This is a genomic window from Actinomadura kijaniata NBRC 14229 (assembly GCF_001552175.1).
GTDB lineage: Bacteria > Actinomycetota > Actinomycetes > Streptosporangiales > Streptosporangiaceae > Spirillospora > Spirillospora kijaniata.
The window spans coordinates 1-24,462 of sequence record NZ_BCQR01000042.1 but is presented as its reverse complement, the minus strand read 5'-3'; the positions used below and the strand labels follow the sequence as shown (position 1 = coordinate 24,462).

Here is a 24,462-nt window from a genome sequence, read left to right as displayed (position 1 = left end):
CACGACGAACGGCCCGCGCGGCATCCGCCGCGCGGGCCGTTCGGTTTCTCCGGGCCGTTCCGCCTCAGGTGTAGGCGATCAGCCGCCCGCAGGCGACGACCCCGGTCCAGGCGGCGAGGGAGACGACGGCGGCGGCCCGCGCCGCGGCGGGCGCGGTGTCGCCCCAGACGCCGACCGTCCGGTAGACGCCCCGGTGGAACGCCAGGACGTTCACCAGCGCGACCCCCAGCAGGGCGAACTTGACCGGCGCCGCGCCGCTGCCGGCGACCTCGACGGCCCCCGACGCGAACATGGCGGCCCCGGAGACCGCCGCGAGGGCGAAGCCCCAGCGCGCCGTCGGCAGCAGGAGCCGCGCGGCCGCCGGGACCGCGAGCAGGCGGCGGCCCACCCCCAGCAGCCGCAGGTCGAACGTCACCGCCGGGCCGACCAGCAGCGCGAGGCCGACCAGGTGGACGATCTCCAGCGAGGAGTACGCCCACGGCGTCGAGCGGACCGCCTCGGCCGGCGCGGTCTGCTCCAGCCAGCGCAGGAGGTCCACCGGTCAGCCCCTGCGGACCAGGTACGCCGCGCCGCCCGCGACGGCCAGCACGCCGAGCCCGCCGACGATCCACGGGACCGGGCTCACGGCCCCGCCGGACGAGGCGTCCGGGCGGGGGGCGGAGCCGCCCGTGGTGGAGTCGCCCGTGGTGGCGCCGTCGGTGGCGGGCAGCGGCACCGAACGCTGGCGGATCGCGCGGCCGTCCTGCCGGACCAGCAGTTCGGGCCGGAACTCGGTCTCCTCCTCGCGGTGCGGGTAGCCGACGGCCTCGATCCGCTCGCCGGGGCGGACCCGGTCGGGCATCCCCCAGGCGGAGAGCCGCTCCAGCGGCGCGAGGATCAGCGTGACCTCCGTGGCCGGGCCGGGGTGGGCGGTGGTCCGGCGCAGCACGTCCCGGCCGCCGATCTCCTCCAGCTCCCGGGGGATGGGGCGCGTGGCGAGGGAGCCGGGGAGGGTGACCGGGGCGGCCAGCCGCACCCGGACCTCGGGGTGGGGGTTGCCCCAGCGGACCTGGGCGACGGTGCCGGAGAGGTAGAGCGGCCGGGAGGTCTGGAACTCCTCCCAGCCGTGGTGGGCGAGCGCGGCGGGCCCCGTCCACAGGGTGAGGACGGCGAGGGCGGCCGCGAGGGCGACATGACGCATACTGCAAAAGATCAACGATGGGCGCCCCCCGGCCGCGACCATCGCCCGGTGGACATGACGTGATGCGGATCGGCCATGAATCTCGACCACTTCCGTTCCCTCGTGGCGCTCGCCGAGGAGCTGCACTTCGCGCGGGCGGCGCAGCGGTGCGGGCTGAGCCAGCCGCAGCTCAGCAGGCAGGTCCGCCGGGTCGAGGAGGAGCTGGGCGTCCTGCTGTTCGAGCGCACCACCCGGGAGGTGCGGATCACTCCGGCGGGCGAGGCGTTCGTGGCCGAGGCCCGGCGCAGCCTGGAGCACGCCGACCGCGCGGTGCTGGCGGCGCGGCGGCTCGGCCGCGGGGAGAGCGGGAGGCTGGTGGTCGGGTTCGTCGGGTCGGCGGCCCACACCCTGCTGCCGCCGGTCCTGCGGCGGTTCCGGGACCGCTATCCGGGAGTGGAGCTGGACCTGCGGGAGCTGCCGAGCGCCCGGCAGGCCGAGGAGCTGGCCGAGGGCACCCTGGACGTGGGGGTCCTGTACGCGCCCGTCCACCAGGACGGGCTGGAGACTCGCGAGCTGTTCCGGGGGCGGCTGCTGGCGGCGCTCCCCCGCACGCACCCGCACGCCCACCGCGACCCGCTGCCGTTGTCGGCGCTCGCGGACGAGGGGTTCGTGCTGTTCCCCCGCGAGCTGGGGACGGCGCTGCACGCGGCGATCACGCGGGCGGCCCGCGCCGCCGGGTTCGAGGTGCGCGTGGTGCAGGAGGCCGTGCAGATGCAGACCATCGTCGGCCTGGTCGCCGCGGGGATCGGGGTGTCGATCGTCCCGTGGGCGGTCGCCGCGGGGTCCCGCCGCGACGATGTGGTCTTCCGGCGGCTGTCCCCGGACGTCCACGGCGTGTCGCTGCACCTGGCGTGGCGGCGCGGCGACCCGAACCCCGCCGTGCGGGGTTTCCGTTCGGTGGCCCCGCGTCCGGGCGCGGACGCGGGGCGGGCCGGTCAGGGCTCGAACTTGTAGCCCAGGCCGCGCACCGTGACGATGTGGCGCGGGGTGGACGGGGCTTCCTCGATCTTGGCGCGGAGGCGCTTGATGTGGACGTCGAGGGTCTTGGTGTCGCCGACGTAGTCGGCGCCCCAGACGCGGTCGATCAGCTGCATGCGGGTCAGCACGCGGCCCGCGTTGCGCAGCAGCACCTCCAGCAGCTCGAACTCCTTGAGCGGGAGCTGCACGGGCCCGCCGTTGACGCTGACGACGTGGCGCTCGACGTCCATCCGGACCGGGCCCGCCTCCAGCACCGCCGGGGCGAGCTCCTCGACGTCGCCCTGGCGGCGCAGCACCGCGCGCATCCGGGCGATCAGCTCCCGGGTGGAGAACGGCTTGGTGACGTAGTCGTCGGCGCCCAGTTCCAGGCCGACGACCTTGTCGACCTCGCTGTCCTTGGCGGTCAGCATGATCACTGGGACGTTGGAGCGGGCGCGCAGCTCCCGGCAGACCTCGGTGCCGGGCAGGCCGGGCAGCATCAGGTCGAGCAGCACGAGGTCGGCCCCGTTGCGGTCGAAGATGTCCAGCGCGTCGGGGCCGGTTGCCGCGACGGCCACCTCGAACCCCTCCTTGCGGAGGTTGTACGACAGTGCGTCGCTGAAGGACTCCTCGTCTTCCACGACGAGCACGCGGGTCACGGTGTTGCCTCCTGGCGGTTCTTCGAGCGGCCAACCGGGTGGGGTGGGGCCGCGGTCAGGGGTTCGGGGGGGTCGGCGGGTTCAGCAGCGGCAGCCGGATGGTGAACGTCGAGCCGGAGCCCTCCTTGCTCCAGACGGTGACCTCGCCGCCGTGCTTGGTGGTGACGTGCTTGACGATGGCGAGCCCGAGTCCGGTGCCGCCGGTCTGGCGGGACCGGGCCGGATCGACCCGGTAGAAGCGCTCGAAGATCCGTTCCAGGTCGCCCTCGGGGATTCCGATGCCCTGGTCGGTGACGTTGATCTCGACCTGGCCGTCGTCGGTCTGCCGGGTGGCGACCACGACGCGGGTGCCCTCGGGGCTGTAGGCGGCGGCGTTGTCGATCAGGTTGCGCACGGCGGTGACCAGCAGGTCGTCGTCGCCGCGGACCTTCAGCCCGTCCTGGCCCCCGGTGACGATCTCGATGTCGCGGGCGGCGGCCTTGGTCTGCGCCCGGTCGAGGGCCTCGGCGACGACCTCGTCGAGGGAGACCGCGCGCATGTCGGGCAGCGGCTCGTCGCCCTGCACGCGCGACAGGGTCATCAGGTCCTGCACCAGGTTGGTGAGCCGGACCGACTCGTGCTGCATGCGCCCGGCGAAGCGGCGCACGGCCTCGGGGTCGTCGGCGGCGTTCTCGACGGTCTCGGCCAGCAGCGACAGCGCGCCGACCGGGGTCTTCAGCTCGTGGCTGACGTTGGCGACGAAGTCGCGGCGGATGGCCTCCACGCGGCGCATCTCGGTCAGGTCCTCGGCCAGCACGAGCACCAGGCCGTGCGAGCCGAGCGGCGCGACGCGCACGGCGAACCAGCGGCCCTCGGTGCGGCCCCGGACGGGCGACGGGACGACCTGGATCTCGGTCTCGCGGATCTCGCCGTCCCGGCGGACCAGGCGGGCCAGCGCGAGCAGCTCGTCGACGACGAGCCGGTCTCCGGCGACCATCCCGAACGCGCGGGCGGCCGAACTCGCGCGGACGACGCGGTCCTCCCCGTCCACGACCACGGCCGAGGAACGCAGCACGCTCAGTACCGACGCGATCCCGGGCGGCAGACCGCCCTGGACCGTCGCCGTGGGTACGGCCTGCTGGGCCCGCTCGCTCACACGCACCGCCAATCCCGTCGCAAGTCCCACGGCCAACCCGGCGAGGGCGGTCAGACCTGCGACTATCTCGACCTCCACACATGGGATCGTAAGTGCGTTACAGGATGTTCCCGCACCACAGGCGGGCATAACGCGACCCAGTTCGCCCAAAGTTCACCTTGCCATCCGGGCGAGTTCACGGCCATGGTGCAGGCTGTGGCGTGGGCGAGTACGCCCGGCTGATCCCCCTTCGACCGCAACGACCTCACTGTCACCACTCGCACCAAGGGACACTCGAAATTGCGCGACGCCTACCATGAGGAGCTCGACGCCCTCTCCGACAAGCTCGTGGAGATGACCCGGCTGGTCCGCTCCGCCATGGCCCGTTCGGTGACCGCGCTGCTGGACGCCGACCTGCGGCTGTCGGAGGAGGTCATCAGTGCCGACGAGCAGATCAACAAGATCGACACCGAGATCGAGGAGACGGTCTTCGATCTGATGGCCCGGCAGCAGCCGGTCGCCGGGGACCTGCGCACCGTGATCACGACGCTGCGGATGAGCGCCGACCTGGAGCGCATGGGCGACCTGGCGGTGCACATCGCCAAGACCGCGCGGCGCCGCCACCCCGAGACCGCCGTCCCGCCGGAGCTGCAGTCCACGGTCCTGGAGATGGGGCAGATCGCCGAGCGCATGGTCGCCAAGGCGGGCAGCGTGATCGCGTCCAGGGACGTCGAGATGGGCCTGGAGCTGGACGCCGACGACGACGCGATGGACCGCCTGCACCGCAAGCTGTTCGACATCCTGCTGTCCCCGAAGTGGAAGCACGGCGTCGAGCCCGCGATCGACATCACGCTGGCCGGGCGCTACTTCGAGCGGTTCGCCGACCACGCGGTGACGGTGGGCGAGCACGTGGTCTACCTGGTGACGGGCCAGCGCCCGCAGGAGATCATCGAAAACTCCTGAACCTTCCTCCCGCCCGCGAGGGCCCGGTCCCGGACCACCGGGACCGGGCCCTCGCACCGTCCCGGCTTGTGGAAATATGACGACCGGTCTATTTTTCTCGGCATGGGACAGAAGGGCGAGCAGACCCGGGCCAGGCTGCTGGACGCCGCGCGCGACCTCATCGAGTCCGGCGGCTACTTCAACGCCGGGCTCAACCAGGTGATCGCGGCCAGCGGCGCCCCGAAGGGCTCGCTCTACTTCCACTTCCCCGGCGGCAAGGACCAGCTCGTCGAGGAGTCGGTGCGGCGCGGCGGCCGGGAGATCACCCGCCTGATGGCCGACCTGCCGGGCGACGGCACCGCCGAACGCCTGACGGCCCTGCTGGGGATCCTGGGCGACCGGCTGGAGGCGTCCGGCTGGCGCAAGGGGTGCCCGGTGGCGACCGTGGCGCTGGAGATGGCCGCGATCAGTCCCGAGCTGCGGGCGGCGTGCTCGGAGGTGTACTCCGGGTGGGAGGACGCGCTGGCGGGCGGGCTCGCCGCCGACGGCCACCCCGCGCCGGCCGAGACCGCCACGGCGATCCTGGCGCTGGTCGAGGGCGCGCTGGTCCTGGCCCGCGCCCACCAGAGCCGCACGCCGCTGGACCGGGCCGCGAAGGCGGTCTCCGCCCTGCTCTGACCGGCCCGCCCGCCGTGAGGCGGGCCCTTTTCGCCCTCAAAATATGTAGACCGGTCTATTAAAGGAGCTCCATGTCCCCCGACTCGCTCGTCCTCGGCGCGACCGGTTTCGTCGGCCGCGCGCTCGTCGCCGAACTGCTGCGCCAGGGCCGGACGGTGGCCGCCGCCGTGCGCCGCTCCGACGGGCCGCTGCGCGCCTGGCTGGCCGGACAGGGCGTGGACACCGGCGGCCTCACCGTCGTCACCGCCGACATCACCCGGCCCGGCCTCGGGATCGAGGGGCTGCCCGACGTCCGCGACGTCTACAACTGCGCGGCCCGCTACGCGTTCGGGCTCGACCTCGCCGAGGCGCGGGCCGCCAACGTCACCGGCGCGCTCAACGCGGCGCGCTGGACCGCCGGACGCCGGGCCCCGCGCCGGCTGGTCCACCTGAGCGGCTACCGGGTGAGCGCCCGCGACGACGACGGGGCCCGGCTGGGCGCCTACGAGGCCACCAAGCGCGAGGGCGACGCCGCCGTGCGGACCCTGGCCGCCGAACTCGGCCTCCCGCTGACGATCGCCAACCCGTCCACGATCGCCGGCCCCGGCCAGTACATCGGCCTGGCCTCGGTGGTCGCCGACCTGTGGAACGGGCGGCTGCCGCTGGCCCCGGGCGGGCCGCGCACGTTCGTGCCCGTCGTCGAGCTGGAGTACTTCGCCCGCTTCCTGGCGGCGCTGCCGGAGGACCCGGGCACGGCGGGCGGCGGCTACTGGGTCCTGGACGAGGACACCCCCGAGCTCCCCGGCCTGCTGCGGCTGCTCGCCGGGCACACGGGCGTGCGCGCGCCGCGCGGCCACGTTCCGGTGGGCCTGCTGCGGGCGTTGCCGCGCGCTCTGACCGGGGCGGATCCGGAGACGCTGCCGTTCCTGTCCGAGGAGCGCTACCCGACCGGCCCGGCGAACCTGTTCGCCGAGTTCCACGGCCTGACGCCGCCGCCCGTCGAGCGGGTGCTGCGCGACTGGGCCGACCATCTGGTCGCGACGCGGTTCGGCGCGGTCCCCGCACCCGACGCCCCGCACGGCTTCCACGACGTCGCCGGGGTCCGCACCTGGATGACGGGCGACCGGACGCGCCCCGCGCACGTGCTGCTGCCGGGCGCGCCGCTGACCACCGACTCCTGGACGCGGGTGACACGCCGCCTGGAGGGCGCCTCCCTGACGGCGGACCTGCCCGGCCTGGGGCGTTCCGGCGCGGCCGACACGTCCGTGGACGCCTGGCTGGACGCGCTGCTGGCCCCGCTGGACCGGCCGGTCCTGACGGCGCACGCCTCCGCCTGCGCGCCGGCGCTGCGTTACGCGCGGCGCCGTCCGGAACGGATCGGCGGCCTGGTGCTGGTCGCCCCGCCGTTCCTCACCCGCGCGCCCGCCGTCCCGCGCCGGGCCACCCCCGAACGCCTCGCCGCCGCCCTGGGCGTCCCCCGCGACGAGGCCGTGGAGACCGCCGCCGCGCTGCTGCGCCGCCCCGGCGCGTTCCGCCGGGCGACGGCGGCCGTCCGCGCCGCGAACCGCGCCCCCGAGACGTCCCGCCGGGCCCTCGCGGCGCTGGATCTCCCGGTGGCCGTCGTCACCGACGGCTCCGCCGCTCCCCCGCCCGGTGGGAACGTCCGGCTCGTCACCGTTCCCGGGGGCGGCCACTGCCCGCACCTGACCGCGCCCGAAGCCGTGGCGCGGACCCTCGCCGAAGCCGCCGGGGCGTCCGACCGACGGCCCTGAACGCGGACGGCCCCGCGCCTCTCGGTGCGGGGCCGTCCGGTCACGGTCGGTGGGTCACTTCTTCTTGGCGCCCTGGTTCTTGACCGCCTCGATGGCGGCCTTCGCGGCGACCGGGTCGAGGTACTCGCCGCCGCGCTTCAGCGGGGCGAAGTCGTCGTCCAGCTCGTACACCAGCGGGATGCCCGTGGGGATGTTCAGGCCCACGATGTCCTCGTCGGAGACGTTGTCCAGGTGCTTGACCATGGCGCGCAGGGAGTTGCCGTGGGCGGCGACCAGGACGGTCTTGTTCGCGGCCAGGTCGGGGACGATCGAGTCGTACCAGTACGGCAGCAGACGGTCCACGACGTCGGCCAGGCACTCGGTGCGCGGGATCAGCTCGGACGGCAGCGACGCGTAACGCAGGTCGTTGACCTGGGACAGCGGGTCGTCGTCCTTGATCGGCGGCGGCGGGGTGTCGTAGGAGCGGCGCCAGACCATGAACTGCTCCTCGCCGAACTCCTCGCGCGTCTGGGCCTTGTTCTTGCCCTGCAGCGCGCCGTAGTGGCGCTCGTTGAGCCGCCAGGAGCGCCGGACCGGGATCCAGAGCAGGTCGGCCACGTCGAGCGCGATGTTGGCGGTGCGGATCGCCCGCTTCAGCAGCGAGGTGTGCACCACGTCGGGAGTGATGTCGGCGTCGAGCAGCAGGTCGCCGCCCTTGGTCGCCTCACTCTCCCCCTTGGCGGACAGGTCGACGTCCACCCAGCCGGTGAACAGGCCCTCCGCGTTCCACACGCTTTCGCCATGCCGGAGCAATACCAGGGTCGCCATGGCCCAGAGCTTATCGGTCCCGGCCCCGGTCCCCGGTCAGCGGTTGGCCGGGTCCGCGAACGACGCGAACGCCTGGAGGTTCGCCAGGCTCTCGCCGCGCTTCACCCGCCAGTCCCACTCCTTCTGGATGGAGGTCTTGAAGCCGCGCTCCAGGGCCTTGTCGAAGTTCTCGTCGGAGTAGGTCAGCACGCAGCCGAGGACGCGGTCGATCTCGTCGGCGGTGATGGCGGCGAGGGGCAGCCTGCCGACCAGGTAGACGTCGCCGGTCTCGTCCAGGGCGAACGAGACGCCGTACATCCGGCCGTTGCGTTCGAGGAGGAAGCGGTAGAACTCCGCGTGGTTCTCGTCGGGCTGGCGGCAGAAGAACGCCTCCACGTGCAGGCTGTGGTCGCCCACGATCAGCCACGTCATGGTGGCGAGCTTGTGCTGACCGGGCAGCTTGACGAAGAACGCGCCCGGACGCGGCTCGTCGTATTCGAGCTCGGCGGACTTCAGGGCCGCCTCGATGATCTCGCCGTACTCACTCACGCAGTGCCTCCCGCACGCCTCCGAGGCGCCCCAGGGCGCCGCCTTCCCCCATCACTGTGATCGTTCCGCCCCGCCGGCGCACTCACGCGGATATCTCCATGACGCGGGAGGTCCTCTCGTCCATCGCCCCGGTATACACCTCCAGCAGGCGGTCCACGGTGGCGTCCCAGCCGAACGCGCGGCCGTGGCGGACCGCGCCGCGGGCCAGGCGGGCGTGCAGGCCGGGCTCGTCGTGCAGGCGGCGCAGGGCGGCGGCGTAGTCGGCCGGGTCGTGGCCCTTGATCAGCAGGCCGGACTCGCCGTCGTTGACGGCGGTGCACAGGCCGCCCACGGCCGCCGCGACGACCGGGGTGCCGCACGCCTGGGACTCCACGGCGACCAGGCCGAACGACTCGTTGTGCGACGGGACGACCGTCACGTCGGCGGCGCGGTACCAGTCGGCCAGCTCGCGCTGGGGACAGGGCGGCTCGAAGCGGACGACGTCGGCGATGCCCAGCTCGGCGGCCAGGCGTTGCAGGCCCTCGGGGCGTTCGCGGCCGGAGCCGGACGGACCGCCGACCACGGCGACGACCAGCCGGGACCGCAGCGACGGGTCGGCCCGCAGCATGCGGGCGGCGGCGTGCAGGAGGACGTCGGGGGCCTTGAGCGGCTGGATGCGGCCCACGAACAGCAGGACGTAGGCGTCGCGGGGCAGGCCGAGGCGGCGGCGCGCGGGGGCGGTGCGGTGCGGGAGCAGGCCGGTGCTGCGGGCGATCAGGGACTCGGGCTGGAACAGCGAGAGGTCCGCGCCGGGGCTGACGGTCGCGACGCGGGCGGGGTCGGCGCCGTACAGCCCGATCAGCTCGCGGGCCTCCTTGGCGGTGTTGGCGACCAGCCGGTCGGCGGACTCGACGACCTGCTCCTCGCCGAGGACGCGTTCGGCGGGCTCGGGCCTGTCGCCCTCGGCCAGCGCGGCGTTCTTGACCTTGGCCATGGTGTGCATGGAGTGCACGAGCGGGACGCCCCAGCGCTGCTTGGCGGCCCAGCCCGCCTGGCCGGAGAGCCAGTAGTGGGTGTGCAGCAGGTCGTAGTGGCCGGGGTCGTGGGCGGCCTCGGTGCGCAGGACCTCGGAGGTGAACCCGCACAGCTGGCGCGGCAGCTCGGCCTTGTCGAGCTCCTCGAACGGGCCCGCCACGACGTTGCGGACGAGCACGCCGGGGACCAGCTCGACGACCGGCGGCAGGGCCCGCGAGGTGGCCCGGGTGAAGATGTCGACCTCGACGCCCCGGTCGGCGAGGCGCTTGGCGACCTCGACGACGTAGACGTTCATCCCGCCCGCGTCGCCCGTGCCCGGTTGGTCGAGGGGCGAAGTATGAACACTGATCGTCGCAACCCGGCTGATACGACGCGACACCGGACACCACCTCCGGTAGTGCAACCTATCCAGGGTGTCAGGTGTTCCCGCACGTGGGCGATCAACCGTCGCGGTGGCCGGGCGTGACGGTCATCACGCCCGTTGACCCCGCGATGACCTGCGGTTGACCCCGGTGCGCGGGCCGTTCGCGCGGTTCTGGAAAGCTGTGCGCATGCGGAAGACGGCGGTGGTTACCGGAGCGAGCAGTGGGATCGGCGCGGCCACGGCGCGGCGCCTGGCGGCCGAGGGGTTCAACGTCGTGCTGGCGGCCCGGCGGCGCGACCGGCTGGACGCGCTGGCCAAGGAGATCGCGGAGGGCGTGCCGGGCGCGGGCAAGGTCGCGCCGGTCGTGCTGGACGTCACCGACCAGGAGTCGGTGGACGCGCTGGCCGGGTCCCTGGACGCGGTCCACGTGCTGGTCAACAACGCGGGTGGCGCGCTCGGCCTGGAGCCGGTCGCCGACGCCGACCCGGCCGACTGGCAGGCGATGTACGACACGAACGTGCTGGGCCTGCTGCGGGTGACCAAGGCGCTGCTGCCCAAGCTGGTCGCGGGCGGCGACGGCCACATCGTCAACATCACCTCGCTGGCCGCGCACGTCCCCTACGAGGGCGGGGCCGGGTACAACGCCGCCAAGCACGCCGCCTACGCGGTGAACGAGGTGCTGCGGCTGGAGCTGGTCGCCGAGCCGGTCCGGGTCACCGAGATCGCGCCGGGGCTGGTGCGGACCGACGAGTTCGCGCTGGTGCGGTTCAAGGGCGACGCCGAGCGGGCCGCCAAGCCGTACGAGGGCGTTCCCGAGCCGCTGGTGGCCGAGGACGTCGCCGACTGTGTGGCGTGGGCGGTGACGCGGCCGTCGCACGTGAACATCGACCGGATCGACGTGCAGCCGCGCGTCCAGGCCGCCCCGTACAAGCTGCACCGCGTCTAGGCGGGTCGGCTCCGGCACGTCCGGGTATCCCCCCCGGTAAAAGCCTGACTCGGGGGGACGGTCATGGCCGGGGAATGGGTGGTGCCGCTCGGCGGCGCACGGGTGCGGCCCGACGTGGCGGGGGCCACGGGGGCGTCGCTGGAACGGCTGACGGAGGCGGGGCTGCCCGTGCCGACGGGGTTCCTGGTGACCTCGGGCGCGTACTGGCGGTACGTCGACGGCGCGGAGCTCCAGCCGCGGATCCTGCGGGCGGTGGCCGCGCTGGATCCGGAGGAGGCCGAACGCCGGATCGCCGCGCTGTTCGCCGCGCACGACCTGCCGGACGACCTGGCCGGGCAGATCCGCTGGGCGTACGCGGACCTGGGCGCCCAGGACCATGCGGTCGCGGTGCGCGCGGCGTCGGCGTGGGACCTGGGCGGCGCGCCGATCGAGCGGCCCGAGGCGCTGCAGGGCGGGCGGCTGGCGACGCTCCTGGACGTGCGGGGCGAGGCGGCGGTGCTGGCGGCGGTCCGCGACGCGTGGGCGTCGCTGTGGTCGGCGCGGGCGATCGACTTCCGCAACCACCGGCGGATCGACCACGAGTTCGCGGCGGTGGGCGTGGTGGTGCAGTCGATGGTGGCCGCCGAGGCGGGCGGGACGCTGTGCACCTCCGCCCCCGGCGACGCCGCGCACGCGGTGGTGCACGCGGTGTGGGGCGGGGGCGCGGCCGTGGTCGAGCGTAGGACCATCCCCGACGTGCTGGTGCTGGACCGGCGGTCGCGGCGGATCGTCGCGCGGCGGGTCGCGGCCAAGTCGGTGCGGGCGCTGCCGGACGGGACGTTCGGGCCGCAGCCCGCCGAGCTGCGGACCCGGCCGGTCCTGACCCCCGGGCAGGCCGCCGAGCTGGCCCGGTTCGGGGACCGCGTGGAGCAGGCGGCGGGGCGGCCGATGCGGGTGGAGTGGGCCTGGGCCGACGACCACCCGTACCTGATCAGGGCGCGGCCGATGGACGAGCACCGGGCCGCCGGGGACGGCGACGGCCGCCCCGGCGACCGGGCGTGGAGCCGGGGCGGGATCGGGGAGGCCGTTCCGGACGTGATGACGCCGTGCACGTGGTCGCTGGTGCGGACGCTGCTGGACACGGTCGGCGCGGCGTCCGGGCGGCGGTACGGGAACCTCGGCGGCCACCTCTACACGAGCCTCGACCCGGAGCCGCGCGCACCGGCGCACCTGGTCGGCGCGGCCCGGGCGCGGCTGGACCGGCGGCGGATCCCCGGCTTCCTGGCGAGCGCGCCGGACCACTGCGACAATCTCCGGCGGCGCGTCCGCGCGGCCGGGGAGCCCCGCAAGCTGGTCCGGCTGTGGAACCGGGAGATCCGCCCCTACTTCCTGGAGGCGTGCCGGGTCGCGGCCGCCGCCGGGCTCGACGACGGCGAGGCCCCGGACGTGTTCCGCAGGCTGGAGCGGCTGGTCGGGACGGACGACGCCAACGCGGTGTTCGCCGGGCTGCGGGCGGCCGGGAAGGACCCGTTCGCGGTGTTCGGGCCGGTGACGGGGCTGGCGCGGGCGGCGCGCGGCGACCTGGCCGAGGACGGCTACCTGCGCCGGTGGGGGCACCGGTCGGCGCACGAGTTCGAGGTGGCGATGCCGCGTCCGGCCGAGGAGCCCGGCTGGGTCGCCCGGTGGTCGGGGGCGCCCGGGCCGGACGCGCTCGACCTGCTCGCGGAGCGGCGGGCGGCGGTCCGGGAGGCGTGGCTGCTGCTGCGGGCGCGGCATCCCCACCGGGTGACGGCCCTGCGGCGCGGGATCGGCGCGTGGGCCGAGGGGTTCCACCTGCGGGCGGCGGTGCGGTCGGAGGTGGCGCGGGTGTTCGGGGTGCTGCGGGCGTTCGTGCTGCGGGCCGGGGAGGTGACCGCGCTCGGCGACGCGGTGTTCTTCCTGACCGCCGAGGAGATCGTGGAGGTGCTCGGCGGCGACGGGACGGCGCTGCGGCGCGGGACCGGGCGGCGGCGGGCGTACGAGCGCTACCGGATGACGCCGGACCCGCAGGGCGCGAACGTCCGGGCGGACGGCATGGTGATCATGAGTGCGACGGGCACCGGCGGGACGGCCGAGGGCGTGGTGCGGGTGCTGCACGCGGTCGAGGAGGGCGACGCGCTGCGGCCCGGGGAGATCCTGGTGGCGCCGGTCGCGAACGTCGGCTGGACGCCGCTGTTCCCGCGCGCGGCGGCCGTGGTGACGAACGTGGGGGCGCCCTTCTCCGAGGCCGCCGTGGTGGCGCGGGAGCTGGGCGTTCCGGCCGTGGTCGGGGCGGAGTCGGCCACGACGCTGCTGCGGACCGGCGACCGGGTCCGGCTGGACGCGGCGCGGGGGCTGGTGCGGCTGGTCACGCCCGTGGATCGACCGCTGACCACGGCACCGTGACCTCGCCCAGCCGCCACCGGGCCCGTCCCCCGAACGGCGGGCGGGTCAGGACCGGGTAGGAGCGGGCCAGCAGTTCCACGGCGGCGACCCAGCGGGCGCGGGGCCCGAACACCGACTGCGGCGCGGCCACCGCCCAGCAGCGGTCGAACTCGGCGAGCAGGGCGTGCACGCGTTCGCCGGGGACGTTGCGGTGGATCAGCGTCTTGGGAAGGCGTTCGGCCAGGTCGGAAGGGGTGCCCAGGGTCGGCAGATGCGCCGCGAACGTGATCGTCCGCGGTGCGGCGCGGACGGCGCCGCGTCCGGTGGGCGCGCCGCGTTCCAGGGCGACCCAGACATGGCGGCGGCCGAGCTCGTCGCAGGTGCCCTCGACCAGGACGCCGCCGGGGGCGAGCCGGGAGCACAGGTCGTCCCAGGCGCGCCAGGCGGCGGGCTCCTCGTACTGGCGCAGGACGTTGGCGGCGCGGACCAGGTTCGGGGGCCGGTCCACGGGCAGCTCGAAGCCGCCGCGCAGGAACGACAGGCCGTCGTGGCCGGGGTGGGCGCGCAGGAACGCCAGCCCGGCGGCGACCCGGTCGGGCTCGATCTCGATCCCGGCGACCTCCAGCCGGGGCGAGACCGCGCGCAGCCGCGTGTACAGCTCGACGGCGGTGATCGGCGACGCGCCGTACCCGAGGTCGACGGCCAGGGGACGGTCCCCGGCGCGCAGCGCCCCGGCCCGGGTGGCGGCGATCCAGCGGTCCATGCGGCGGAGCCGGTTGGGGTTGGTGGTGCCCCGGGTCACCTCCCCCCGGGGCCTGGTCGTGCGGGCCATCCCGCCATTGTCCCGCCCCGGCGGGAACGGCCGGGACCACCCCGCCGAACCGGATTCGGTAAGGGTTCGGTTACGGTGCTCTCCGGCGGTACTTCTGGGAGGAGAGGCGATGCCCCAGCTCGACCTGGCGACCCTGCACGAGGCCATAGCGGCGGCCGTTCCCGAACGCGAGTGCCTGGTCTGGCGGGACCGCCGGATGACCTGGCGCGAGGTGTCCGAACGCGGCCGCCGCCTGGCCCGCGTCCTGCACGACGCCGGGCTGGGGCGGCACGGCGGGGCCGTCGAGCCCTGGGAGTCGCCGCACGACCACCTGGCGCTCTACCTGCACAACGGCCCCGAGTACCTGGAGGGGCTGCTCGGCGCGCACCGGGCGCGGGTCGCGCCATTCAACGTCAACTACCGCTACGTCGACGACGAGCTGGTGCGGCTGTTCGCGGACGCGCGCCCGGCGGCGATCGTGTACCACGCGCGGTTCGCGGCGGCGATCGGCCGGGTCGTGCCGAAGCTGGAGCGCGCCCCGCTGCTGCTCCAGGTCGCCGACGGGTCCGGCGCGGACCCGCTGCCGGGGGCGCTCGACTACGAGGCCGCGCTCGCCGGGGCGTCGGACGCACCGCTGGACGTCCGGCCCGACGCCGGTGACCTGCACATCCTCTACACCGGCGGCACGACGGGGCTGCCCAAGGGCGTGCTGTGGCGGATCGGCGACCTGATGGTCGGCCCCCTCGGGCTGCGGCGGCGCGACGGCACCGCGATCACCGACCTGGACGAGGCCGTCGAGCGCGCCGTGCGCGGACGGCACCGGGTGCTGGTCGGGCCGCCGCTGATGCACGGGGCGGGCACCTGGTCGGCGCTCGGCGGCTGGTGCGGCGGGGCCTGCGTGGTCTTCCCCGACCGCGTCGACGGGCTGGACGCCGCCGACCTGCTGCGCACCGCCGAACGCGAGCGGGTCACCCGGATGCCGCTGGTCGGGGACGCGTTCGCGCGGCCGATCCTGGCGGAGCTGGACCGGGGCTCCCACGATCTGCCGGCGCTGCGGACCCTGCTGAACTCGGCCGCCGCGATCAGCCCCGAGGTCGGTGCGCGGCTGCTGGAGCACCTCCCGCACGCGCGGATCACCGACGTGCTCGGGTCGTCGGAGAGCGGGTTCGCGGTGACGCGGGGCGGGGCGGGGCGGACGTTCACGCCCGCGCCGGGGGCGGCCGTGCTCAGCGCCGACCGGACGCGGCGGCTGGCGCCGGGCGAGGACGAGCTGGGGTGGCTCGCCAAGGGCGGGGACGCGCTGCCGCTGGGCTACCTGAACGACCCGGGCAAGACGGCCGCGACGTTCCTGACCGTGGACGGGGAGCGGCTCGTCGTCGCCGGGGACCGGGCGCGCCTGCTGGCCGACGGGACCGTGGAGGTGCACGGCCGGGAGGCCACCACGATCAACACCGGCGGCGAGAAGGTGTTCGCCGAGGAGGTCGAGGCGGTGCTGCGGAACCTGCCGGGCGTCGCCGACGCGCTGGTGGTGGGGCGCCCCAGCGAACGCTGGGGCACCGAGATCGTGGCGGTGCTGCGGGTGGCGGAGCCCGCGCCGACCGACGCCGAGCTGCGCGCGGGCTGCGCCGCCCACCTGGCCCGCTACAAGATCCCCAAGGCGTTCGCGCGGACCGGCGAGAGCCTGCGGCTGCCCAACGGCAAGGCCGACTACGCCAGGGCCCGCGCGCTGGTCGCCGGGGACGCCGCTAGGGCGTGAACACCGCCCGCACGACCTCGTCCGGGGCCTCGCCCGCCTCGGCGAGCAGCGCGCCCTCGGCCGACCAGATCCCCGACCGGCCGGAGGTGCGGTCGAAACCGCCGCCGGTCGGGCCCGCGAACGCCGCCGTCGCGGCCCACACGCCGTGGTCGGCGACGACGCGGCGGGCGCGTTCACCGTGGACCCCGGCCTCGTGGTCGGCGTGCACGACCCCGGCGACGTAGCCGTCGATGCCGAGCGCCGCGGTGCGCTCGGCGTGCTCGGGGACGCCGGTGTCGCGGCACACGGCCAGGCCCAGCCGCCAGCCGTCCACCTCGATCACGGCGGGCTCGCCGGCCTTGAACCGGTCGGCCTCGCTGCCGTGCAGGTACGTCTTGCCGTAGACGACGCGCGCGCCCTCGCCGTCCACCGCCAGGACGCCGATGTACGGGCCCGGCACCGGCGCGCCGACCAGGGCGAGCGTCCCGGTCTCGGCGCACGCCGCGACGATCGGGGCCAGCCGCTCGTCGCCCGGGTCGACCGGGACGGCGTCCAGCTCGTACCCGGTCAGCGACAGCTCGGGGAACACCACCACCCGCGCGTCCGCCGCCCGCACCGCCTCCGCGTGGGCGACCGCGTTGGCCGCCACGTCATGGGCCACGCACCTCGGCTGCGCCACCGCGACGCTCAGCGGCCGCCGTTCCGCGCGCCGTTCCGTTCGTCCCACCCCTGACCTCCCGTCCTGGATCACGGGACCACCCTAGAGCGCCGCCGAAATCCCACCCGTCCGGGTCTGTACGGAACGCCCCGCACACGCGATTCTGACGGAATGCCGGATCTACGCACGCTGCTCTCCGACCTGGCGGCCGAGGGCGACGCCCTGGACGCGCTGGTCTCCCCGCTGCCCGCCGAGGGCTGGGCCACGCCGACGCCCGCGGCGGGCTGGACGATCGCCCACCAGATCTCCCACCTCGCCTGGACCGACCGCCAGGCCATCCTGGCGGCCACCGACCCGGCCGCGTTCGCCGCCTTCGTGGAACGCGCCAAGGCCGAGCTCGCCGAAGCGGTCGACGAGGGCGCGGCCGAGGGCGCGCGGGACCACCCCGACAAGCTGCTGGACCGCTGGCGGGCCTGCCGCCGCCAGGTGATCGAGGCGCTGGCCGCCGCGCCGCTCGGCGCCGAGCTGCCCTGGTTCGGGCCGCCGATGGGCACCGCGTCGATGGCGACCGCGCGGATCATGGAGACCTGGGCGCACGCGCAGGACGTCGCCGACGCGCTCGGCGTGGACCGGACCCCCACGCGCCGCCTGCGGCACGTGGCGCACCTGGGCGTCCGGACGCGCGACTTCGCGTTCCGCAACCGGGGGCTGGAGCCGCCCGCCGAGCCGTTCCGGATCGAGCTGACCGCGCCCGGCGGCGAGGCGTGGACGTGGGGGCCCGAGGGCGCCGCGCAGTCGGTGAGCGGCCCGGCGCTGGACTTCTGCCTGCTGGTCACGCGGCGGCGGCACCGCGCCGACCTGTCGGTCACCGCGGTCGGAGAGGACGCCGACCGCTGGCTGGACGTGGCGCAGGCGTTCGCCGGTCCGCCCGGCGGGGACCCCGTGCCGGTCGGCGTCTGACCGGCGGGACCCGGACCGGTGAGAGTTCGCGCACTGTTCGCCCGGTCCGGGTTCCCTCCCGCCGATCCTGGATAGGTCGCAGGTATGACCATCATGATCGCCTACGACGGCTCCGACGACGCCCGCGCCGCCGTCGAGTTCGCCGCCCGTCACCTGCGGCCCGAGCCGGTCACCGTGCTGACCGTCTGGGAGCCGATGCTCAGCCAGCTCGCCTGGGCCCCGCTGGCCGCGGGCGGGCCGATCCCCGCCGTCGACCCCGCCGGGGAGGAGTGGACCGAGCAGGAGCACGCCGCCAAGGTCGCCGAGGACGGCGCCGCGCGGGCCCGCGCCGCCGGGTTCACCGACGTCACCGCCCGCGCCGAACGCTGCGACGGCCCCGCCTGGTCGGCCATCGTGAACGTCGCCGACGAGCTGGGCGCCACGCTGATCGTCACCGGGTCGCGGGGGCTGTCGGGGGCCAGATCGGTGCTGCTCGGCAGCGTGTCCACGCGCGTGCTGCACCACACCGGGCGGCCGGTCCTGATCGTTCCCCCCGCGGACTAGCCGTTCAGGACGCGCTCGAACGCCCGGTACGCGTCGGGCGTGAACAGCACGAACCGCACGTCCTCCACGCGGGTCGCGGTGCTCCGCACCGTGATGACGGCGATGCGCGCGGCGTCGTCCATCGGCCAGCCGTAGATGCCCGCCGACACCGCCGGGAACGCGACCGACCGCAGCCCCAGGTCGTCGGCCACCCGCAGCGACTCGCGGTAGCAGGACGCCAGCAGCGCCGAGCGGTCCTCGGTGACGGAGTAGACCGGACCGACGGTGTGGATCACCCAGCGGGCGCGCAGGTCACCGCCGGTCGTGGCCACCGCCTGCCCGGTCGGCAGCCCGCCGCCGTAGTGCGAGGCCCGCAGCTTGCGGCACTCCTCCAGGATCGCCGGACCGCCCCTGCGGTGGATCGCGCCGTCGACGCCGCCCCCGCCCAACAGCGAGGAGTTGGCCGCGTTGACGACCGCGTCCACGTCCTGCTCGGTGATGTCGCCCTGCACCAGAGTGATCTGCATGACCCGCTCTCTCCGTCGCCTGCGATCTGAGAACTTCTCAGCCGGGCGGGAGCGTAAACACCGTCAACGTAGGGCGTTGCGCGCGATCCCGGCGGCCACCGCCGCGCCGGCGGCCAGGGCCGCGGCGGTCCACAGCACGGCGGTGACGCCCGCGCCGTCCACGACGCGCCCGCCGACCAGCGCGCCCAGGGAGATGGCGACGTTGAACGCGGCGACGAACAGCGCCGCCCCCGCCTCGGGGGCCCACGGCACGGCCCGCGTCATCCAGGTCTGGAGCGTCACCGACACGCCGCCGTAGGCCAGCCCCCAGGCGATCAGCGCACCGACGCCGCCGACCGGCAGCAGCGCCACCGACGCGGCGACCGCCAGCCCGAGCACCAGGGCGGTGCGGCGCGGGTCGCGGGCCGCGCCCGCCCCGCCCGCGAAGTTGCCGAGCACCCCCGCGACGCCGTAGGCCAGCAGCAGGGCGCTGACCAGGTGCGGGGCGACGTGCGCGACGTCCTCCAGCGCCGGGCGCACGTAGGTGAACGCCGCGAAGTGCGCGACGACCAGCAGGACCGTCACGGCCAGCCCGGCGCGGACGCCGCGTTCCCGCAGCAGCGCCGGGACCTCGCCGGGCCGCACGCCCCGCGTCGCCGGAAGCGACGGCAGCAGCGCCGCCGACGCCAGCAGCACCAGCAGGGACAGCACGGCCAGCGTCCCGAACGCCGCCCGCCAGCCCGCCGCCTCCCCGACCAGCGTGCCCGCCGGGACGCCGAGGACCGACGCGACCGCGATGCCGCCGAACACCAGGGAGGTGGCGGTCCCGGCGGAGCGCTCGGGGACCAGCCGGACGGCGACCCCGGCGGCGATCGCCCACACGCCGCCGATCGCGACGCCGACCAGCACGCGGGCGGTCAGCAGCACCCAGAACGCGGGCGCGACCGCCGACAGCAGGTTGGCGGCGGTGAGCAGCGCGACCAGGGCCAGCAGCACCGTGCGGCGGTCGCGGCGTCCGGCGGCGACCGTCAGGGCGGGGGCGGCCACCGCCGCGACCAGGCCCGGAACGGTCATGGTGAGCCCCGCCGTGCCCGCCGAGACGGAGAAGCCCCGCTCCACGGCCGGCAGCAGGCCCACCGGCACCATCTCGGTCGTCACCACCGTGAACGTCCCGGTCGCCACCGCGCCGACGGCGGGCCAGGACGGGCGTTCGGTCATCGTCGTCACCTTCATGGTCACCGAGCGTGCGGGGGCCGCGCCGCCGGAACAACGGCGAACCCCGCATCCTTGGATCAGCTGGGCTCATCGATGCAGGAGGGGACCGCTGTGGAGATCCGCGAACTGGAGTGCTTCCTCGCGCTGAGCGAGGAGCTGCACTTCGGCCGCGCCGCCGACCGGCTCTACGTGTCGCAGAGCCGGGTGAGCCAGCTCCTGCGGTCGCTGGAGAGCCGGGTCGGGGGGCGGCTGGTGGAGCGCACGAGCCGGCGGGTACGGCTGACGCCGCTGGGCGAACGCTTCCTGGCGGACCTGCGCCCGGCCTACGACGCGCTGCGCGAGGCGTTCGAGCGGGCGCGGGCCGACGCGCGCGGGGTCGACGGGGTGCTGCGGCTGGGGTTCGCCGGGACGTTGAGCGAACGCCTGCTGGACGCGGTCGCGGCGTTCCGGGACGAGCACCCCGGATGCGAGGTCGAGGTGACGGAGCTGCCGCTGTCGGACCCGTTCGGGGCGGTGCGGCGGGCCGAGGTGGACGCGGCGATCGTGCTGACGCCCGTCGAGGAGCCGGACCTGGCGGCGGGCCCGGTGTTCTCGGTGGAGCCGGTGACGCTGGTGGTGTCGGCGCGGCACCCGTTCGCGGCGCGGGCCGCGGTGCGGGCGGAGGACCTGGCCGGCTGCCCGGTGATCGGCCTCGCCGACCCCGCCCCGCGTTACTGGCGGGAGGCGCAGTCCCCCGCCGCGACGCCGGACGGCCGCCCGATCCCGCGCGGGCCGGTGGTGGCGACGTTGCAGGAGGGCCTGACGATGGCGGCGGTCGGCCGCGGCGCCATGCTCATGTGCGCCGCCACGGCCCGCCACCACCGGCGCGCGGACCTGACGGCCGTCCCGGTGGAGGGCCTGCCGCCGTCGTCGCTCACGCTGGTCTGGCTCCCCGCCAACCGGACCGCGCGCCTGGACGCGTTCGCCCGCGTCCTCACCGGCTGAGGTGGATCATCCGGAGAACGGCGGACCGACGCGGAAGGCTCAGCCGACCTCGGCCGGCTCGCGTTCCGGGGCGGCCGCCCGGGACGCGGCGGGACGGCGGTCGAGGACGGCCGCCAGCAGCGCCAGCAGCAGGGCCGATCCCGACAGCAGCGCGCCGACCCAGTTGGGGGAGGTGTAGCCGAGGTTCGCGGCGATGGTGACGCCGCCGAGCCAGGCCGCCAGGGCGTTGCCGAGGTTGAACGCGCCGATGTTCACGGCCGAGGCCATGGTGGGCGCGGCCGACGCCTGGTCCAGGATGCGCTTCTGCAGCGGCGGGACGGTCGCGAAGCCCAGCGCGCCGACCAGGAACAGCGTCACGGCGGCGGCGACCTTGTCGTGCGCGGTGAACGTGAACAGGCCCAGTGCCACGGTCACGCCGCCGAGCGTGGCGATCAGGAACGGCATCAGGTGGCGGTCGGCGTAGCGGCCGCCGACCAGGTTCCCGGCGACCATGCCGAGGCCGAGCAGGACCAGCATCCAGGACACCGCGCCGGGCGCGAACCCGGTGACCTCGGTCAGCATCGGCGCGATGTAGGTGATCGCGGCGAACACGCCGCCGAAGCCGAGCACGGTCATGCCGAGGGCGAGCAGGACCTGGACGTTGCCGAACGCGGCCAGCTCGTGCCGGATCCGCACGCTGGTGTCGCGCGGCTGCGCGGGCACCAGCCTGGCGACGCCGAGCAGGCCGAGCACGCCGAGGCCCGCGACGATCGCGAACGTGACGCGCCATCCGGCGTTCTGCCCGACCAGGGTGCCGAACGGGACGCCGACCACGTTGGCGACGGTCAGCCCGGTGAACATGAGCGAGATCGCGGCGGCCCGGCGGTGCGGGGCGACCAGGTCTGCGGCCACGACCGCGCCGATCCCGAAGAACGCGCCGTGGTTGAACGAGGCGACGATCCGCCCGGCGAGCATGACCTCGAACGTCGGGGCGACGGCCGACAGCGCGTTGCCCGCGATGAACAGGCCCATCAGCAGCATCAGCATGCGCTTGCGGGTGATCCTGGTGCCCAGGACCGTCATGAGCGGCGCTCCCGCCACCACGCCGAGGGCGTAGCCGGAGACCAGCCATCCGGCGGTGGGGATCGAGACGCCGAAGTCGGCGGCGACCTCGGGCAGCAGCCCCATGATCACGAATTCGGTGGTGCCGATGCCGAAGGCCCCGATCGCCAGGGCCAGCAGTGCCAGCGGCATGGGAGCGTCCCCCTCAGGTGTTGCGTGCAGCGATAACAAGCGTCGACAATAGTTGCATACGACGATGATTGCAAGCGCGCTATATTTCAGGCGACGAGTATCCTGGGGACGCACCGAGGAGAGGACCGGCCGTGACCGCCACAGATCCCGCGATGACCGCGCTCGCGCAGGGTTGGAGCGCGCTGTCCCTGCTGCACGACCGGATCGAGTCGCACATCGAACGCGCCCTCCAGGCCGGGCACGCCCTGAGCGTGCGCGAGTACTCCCTGCTGGAGGTGCTCAGCCGCCAGCACGACGGCGAGGGCGGCCACCTGCAGATGCACCAGGTCGCACACGCCGTCGCACTGAGCAAGAGCGCCACCACCCGCCTGGTGACGCGGCTGGAGGACCGTGGACTGCTCCAGCGCTACCTGTGCCCGACCGACCGACGCGGCATCTACACCGACGTGACCGAGGCCGGAGCGAAACTGCTGGCCGAGGCCCGCCCCACGAACGAGCGGGCACTGCGCGAGGCCCTCGACCAGGCCACCGAAGACCCCGAACTGGCCCCACTGGCAAGGGCCGTCGAGGACCTGAACCTGGTCTCCTAGACAATGCCGCAAGCCCCGCCCCCCACTCACGATCGAGGGGACAGTGAGCCGGGACCCGTAGGGCCGAAGCCCGGCGAGGGGCGTGCGGCGAAGCCCTGCCGGGGTTGTGCGGGCGGCGTCCCTGCCGGGGCTGTGGGGGCGAAGCCCCACAAGGGGTTGTAGGGACAGCGCCCCCGCCGGGGGTGTAGGGGGCGGAGGCCCCGCCAGGGATGTGGGGCAGGACCCCTGCCGAGGGCGTGGCGGCGCCCCTGTCGAGGGGTGTGGGAGCAGAGCCCCCGCCGGGGTTGTAGGGACAGCACCCCCACCGGGCTGTAGAGGCAGCGCCCCCACCGGGGGTGTAGATGTGACCGCCAGCGATACCTGTCACCAGACGCCCTTGATGACCTGGAGCGATAGTTGAGCCACCAGCGTTGGTTGTCACTTCTCGCAAGGGATAGGTGTCACAAGCTGCGGGCTGCAAGGGATGCCTGTCATCTGGGATCAGCTTCGGCGTGGCGAAGCGGACACCGGTGTCCGCCCCAAGATCGGGGTTGCTGCGTTCGTCAGGATCGGTGGCGATCTCGGCTGTGTCCGCATCCGCCTGTATCGCGGTCTCGGCACAAGCGCGGTTGACCACCAGCGGCCCTTTGATGCGGCCCTACATCGGCAGATTCGAACCAGGCTCGACGATCACCCGGGTCGTGATGGGGATCCGAGGTGATGGCAGGGTTGAGCCCGCGCACTGACGGAGCTGCGGGTTCTCAAGGTCTGCCGATGCAGGGCCAGTCGCATCGTTGGGTTGGCAGTTCCTTACCGGGGGAAGAACCGGCCGTTGTACCACGTGCCGTTGCCGTCGTTGGAGTAGTCGTCGACGTTGAAGCTGTAGGCCCCGTGGTTCCCTCCCCACAGGTAGCCGGGCAGGCCCGAGGACGCGCTGATGTCGCAGATGAGGTCGTTGGTGCAGATCGACACGGTGGGGATGTCGCCGTAGAAATCGTCGGCGTGGGCGAGCGGGAACCCGACGAAGGGGGCGACGAGCGGGTGGGCCGCGGCCCCCGCGTTACCCGGGCCCGCCGGGCGCTTGGGGTCGGCGACCAGGACCGCGTTCACGTTGTCGATGGTCGGCCAGTTCTCCGTGACCCAGGTGTGGACCACCGCGGCGCCCAGCGAGTAGCCGAGCGCCTTGATGTGCTGGCCCGGGCACGCGTTGCGCTGGTTGCGGATGAGCCGGTTCAGCTCGTTGGTGCCCTCCCGGACGTTGTAGCCGGTGGGTGGGGAGGCGGGGGCCGGAGTGGCGTTGTAGCCGACCCGTTGGGTGACGTTGCCCGTCCAGATTCTGGAGTCGTTGTCCCAGGTGCCGCCGACCGCGATCGTGTATGTGCCCTCGCACGAGGCCGCCTGCGCGGCGGGCGCCATCGGCACGGTGAGTCCGGTCAGCGCCAGCAGACTGGCCGATAGAGCGGAGAGTCTTCTCATTCGATCCCCTCTTCTTGGTGCGTTTGGGGTGTCGACCGAGCAGGGGTGTCGACCGAGCAGCGGCGCCAGGCTCTCCCTTCTCTGGCGGATACCGGCCGTGGTCCCGATTGCGGACCGCGCGGCTGCTCCGATGAATGGACTGATGCTCGCTAGATCATCATCGAAACCGGGAGGCGCCCTTCAAGCAAACATTCGTGTACTTTTGACGAAGGCCCCATGCCTGCCGGCTCAGCACGACGGGGATTCACAGGTTGCCCTCAGTGACAGATACCGCTGGCAGGTGACAGTTATCGCTGGCGGTCGCAGTAGAGGACGGAGCTCCCACCAGGGGTGTGGGGCAGGACCCTTGCCGGGGGTGTGGCGGCGGCGCCCCTGCCGAGGGGTGTGCGGCAGAGCCCCGCGGGGGTGTGGGTGCAGAGCCCTGCCGGGGTC

24 protein-coding genes are annotated in these 24,462 nt (G+C 74.5%); 11 read left to right on the top strand and 13 right to left on the bottom strand.

Annotation, left to right across the window (positions count from 1 at the left end):
- Positions 1 to 64 precede the first annotated feature (64 nt).
- Positions 65 to 538: a hypothetical protein gene (locus tag AKI01S_RS15070; RefSeq protein WP_067816888.1), complete on the bottom strand. Its 474-nt coding sequence runs from the start codon at positions 536 to 538 to the stop codon at positions 65 to 67.
- A gap of 3 nt (positions 539 to 541) precedes the next feature.
- Entirely contained in the window at positions 542 to 1,180 is a 639-nt protein-coding gene (locus AKI01S_RS15065; protein ID WP_067816885.1) for a DUF6152 family protein, read from the bottom strand.
- Positions 1,181 to 1,255: 75 nt separating this feature from the next.
- Here AKI01S_RS15065 and AKI01S_RS15060 point away from each other — a divergent pair, with 75 nt between their 5' ends.
- Complete coding sequence (locus tag AKI01S_RS15060; RefSeq protein WP_067816882.1) at positions 1,256 to 2,173, top strand: LysR family transcriptional regulator; 918 nt, start codon at positions 1,256 to 1,258, stop codon at positions 2,171 to 2,173.
- On the opposite strand, the gene AKI01S_RS15055 is transcribed toward AKI01S_RS15060, so the two are convergent.
- Both AKI01S_RS15055 and AKI01S_RS15050 read right to left on the bottom strand, forming a co-directional pair.
- Positions 2,155 to 2,826 carry a winged helix-turn-helix domain-containing protein gene (locus AKI01S_RS15055; protein ID WP_501162088.1) on the bottom strand — a complete coding sequence of 224 codons (672 nt, stop codon included), beginning with the start codon at positions 2,824 to 2,826 and terminating at the stop codon, positions 2,155 to 2,157. The two genes, AKI01S_RS15060 and AKI01S_RS15055, sit on opposite strands and share 19 nt — an antisense overlap.
- Positions 2,827 to 2,890: 64 nt before the next feature.
- On the bottom strand, positions 2,891 to 4,048 hold the full coding sequence (locus AKI01S_RS15050) for a sensor histidine kinase (RefSeq protein ID WP_067816876.1): 1,158 nt from the start codon (positions 4,046 to 4,048) through the stop codon (positions 2,891 to 2,893).
- A 201-nt stretch (positions 4,049 to 4,249) separates the two neighbouring features.
- Here AKI01S_RS15050 and phoU point away from each other — a divergent pair, with 201 nt between their 5' ends.
- From phoU to AKI01S_RS15035, 3 genes are all read left to right on the top strand, one after another.
- Positions 4,250 to 4,912, top strand: a complete 663-nt coding sequence (gene phoU, locus AKI01S_RS15045) for a phosphate signaling complex protein PhoU (RefSeq protein ID WP_067816873.1) — start codon at positions 4,250 to 4,252, stop codon at positions 4,910 to 4,912.
- Between the two features lie 102 nt (positions 4,913 to 5,014).
- On the top strand, positions 5,015 to 5,569 hold the full coding sequence (locus AKI01S_RS15040) for a TetR/AcrR family transcriptional regulator (RefSeq protein ID WP_067816870.1): 555 nt from the start codon (positions 5,015 to 5,017) through the stop codon (positions 5,567 to 5,569).
- 71 nt (positions 5,570 to 5,640) lie between these two features.
- Positions 5,641 to 7,320 carry an alpha/beta fold hydrolase gene (locus AKI01S_RS15035; RefSeq protein ID WP_067816868.1) on the top strand — a complete coding sequence of 560 codons (1,680 nt, stop codon included), beginning with the start codon at positions 5,641 to 5,643 and terminating at the stop codon, positions 7,318 to 7,320.
- Between the two features lie 54 nt (positions 7,321 to 7,374).
- On the opposite strand, the gene AKI01S_RS15030 is transcribed toward AKI01S_RS15035, so the two are convergent.
- The 3 genes from AKI01S_RS15030 to mshA all read right to left on the bottom strand — a co-directional run bounded on the left by AKI01S_RS15030 (position 7,375) and on the right by mshA (position 10,048).
- Entirely contained in the window at positions 7,375 to 8,127 is a 753-nt protein-coding gene (locus AKI01S_RS15030) for a phosphoglyceromutase (protein WP_067816865.1), read from the bottom strand.
- A gap of 36 nt (positions 8,128 to 8,163) precedes the next feature.
- Positions 8,164 to 8,655: a type III secretion system chaperone family protein gene (locus AKI01S_RS15025; RefSeq protein WP_067816862.1), complete on the bottom strand. Its 492-nt coding sequence runs from the start codon at positions 8,653 to 8,655 to the stop codon at positions 8,164 to 8,166.
- A gap of 82 nt (positions 8,656 to 8,737) precedes the next feature.
- Entirely contained in the window at positions 8,738 to 10,048 is a 1,311-nt protein-coding gene (gene mshA / locus AKI01S_RS15020) for a D-inositol-3-phosphate glycosyltransferase (protein WP_067816860.1), read from the bottom strand.
- A 172-nt stretch (positions 10,049 to 10,220) separates the two neighbouring features.
- Between mshA and AKI01S_RS15015 the strand changes: the two genes are divergently transcribed.
- Both AKI01S_RS15015 and AKI01S_RS15010 read left to right on the top strand, forming a co-directional pair.
- On the top strand, positions 10,221 to 10,979 hold the full coding sequence (locus AKI01S_RS15015; RefSeq protein WP_067816858.1) for an SDR family NAD(P)-dependent oxidoreductase: 759 nt from the start codon (positions 10,221 to 10,223) through the stop codon (positions 10,977 to 10,979).
- Positions 10,980 to 11,042: 63 nt separating this feature from the next.
- Positions 11,043 to 13,382 carry a PEP/pyruvate-binding domain-containing protein gene (locus AKI01S_RS15010; protein ID WP_067816856.1) on the top strand — a complete coding sequence of 780 codons (2,340 nt, stop codon included), beginning with the start codon at positions 11,043 to 11,045 and terminating at the stop codon, positions 13,380 to 13,382.
- Here AKI01S_RS15010 and AKI01S_RS15005 read toward each other — a convergent pair.
- A complete protein-coding gene (locus tag AKI01S_RS15005; protein WP_067816854.1) occupies positions 13,345 to 14,193 on the bottom strand; it encodes a methylase in 849 nt (282 codons plus the stop codon). The genes AKI01S_RS15010 and AKI01S_RS15005 overlap by 38 nt on opposite strands.
- 109 nt (positions 14,194 to 14,302) lie before the next feature.
- Between AKI01S_RS15005 and AKI01S_RS15000 the strand changes: the two genes are divergently transcribed.
- Entirely contained in the window at positions 14,303 to 15,928 is a 1,626-nt protein-coding gene (locus tag AKI01S_RS15000) for an AMP-binding protein (protein WP_067816852.1), read from the top strand.
- On the opposite strand, the gene AKI01S_RS14995 is transcribed toward AKI01S_RS15000, so the two are convergent.
- Entirely contained in the window at positions 15,918 to 16,634 is a 717-nt protein-coding gene (locus tag AKI01S_RS14995) for a carbon-nitrogen hydrolase family protein (RefSeq protein WP_067816851.1), read from the bottom strand. The genes AKI01S_RS15000 and AKI01S_RS14995 overlap by 11 nt on opposite strands.
- Before the next feature lie 102 nt (positions 16,635 to 16,736).
- Here AKI01S_RS14995 and AKI01S_RS14990 point away from each other — a divergent pair, with 102 nt between their 5' ends.
- The gene (locus tag AKI01S_RS14990; RefSeq protein ID WP_067816849.1) at positions 16,737 to 17,525 is read left to right on the top strand and encodes a TIGR03084 family metal-binding protein; all 789 of its coding nucleotides are present in this window, start codon (positions 16,737 to 16,739) and stop codon (positions 17,523 to 17,525) included.
- Positions 17,526 to 17,609: 84 nt separating this feature from the next.
- Positions 17,610 to 18,068: a universal stress protein gene (locus AKI01S_RS14985; RefSeq protein ID WP_067816846.1), complete on the top strand. Its 459-nt coding sequence runs from the start codon at positions 17,610 to 17,612 to the stop codon at positions 18,066 to 18,068.
- Here AKI01S_RS14985 and AKI01S_RS14980 read toward each other — a convergent pair.
- Positions 18,065 to 18,574 (bottom strand): O-acetyl-ADP-ribose deacetylase, encoded by a 510-nt coding sequence (locus tag AKI01S_RS14980; RefSeq protein ID WP_067816844.1) that lies wholly within the window; start codon positions 18,572 to 18,574, stop codon positions 18,065 to 18,067. The genes AKI01S_RS14985 and AKI01S_RS14980 overlap by 4 nt on opposite strands.
- A gap of 63 nt (positions 18,575 to 18,637) precedes the next feature.
- A complete protein-coding gene (locus AKI01S_RS14975) occupies positions 18,638 to 19,771 on the bottom strand; it encodes an MFS transporter (RefSeq protein WP_218009685.1) in 1,134 nt (377 codons plus the stop codon).
- Positions 19,772 to 19,879: 108 nt separating this feature from the next.
- Between AKI01S_RS14975 and AKI01S_RS14970 the strand changes: the two genes are divergently transcribed.
- On the top strand, positions 19,880 to 20,752 hold the full coding sequence (locus AKI01S_RS14970) for a LysR family transcriptional regulator (protein ID WP_218009684.1): 873 nt from the start codon (positions 19,880 to 19,882) through the stop codon (positions 20,750 to 20,752).
- Positions 20,753 to 20,791: 39 nt separating this feature from the next.
- On the opposite strand, the gene AKI01S_RS14965 is transcribed toward AKI01S_RS14970, so the two are convergent.
- On the bottom strand, positions 20,792 to 21,985 hold the full coding sequence (locus tag AKI01S_RS14965; RefSeq protein WP_067816838.1) for an MFS transporter: 1,194 nt from the start codon (positions 21,983 to 21,985) through the stop codon (positions 20,792 to 20,794).
- Between the two features lie 131 nt (positions 21,986 to 22,116).
- On the opposite strand from AKI01S_RS14965, the gene AKI01S_RS14960 reads away from it, so the two are divergent.
- The gene (locus AKI01S_RS14960) at positions 22,117 to 22,575 is read left to right on the top strand and encodes a MarR family winged helix-turn-helix transcriptional regulator (protein WP_067816836.1); all 459 of its coding nucleotides are present in this window, start codon (positions 22,117 to 22,119) and stop codon (positions 22,573 to 22,575) included.
- 789 nt (positions 22,576 to 23,364) lie between these two features.
- Here the strand turns inward: AKI01S_RS14960 and AKI01S_RS14955 are convergent.
- A complete protein-coding gene (locus AKI01S_RS14955; protein ID WP_067816834.1) occupies positions 23,365 to 24,030 on the bottom strand; it encodes a cutinase family protein in 666 nt (221 codons plus the stop codon).
- Positions 24,031 to 24,462: the final 432 nt, after the last annotated feature.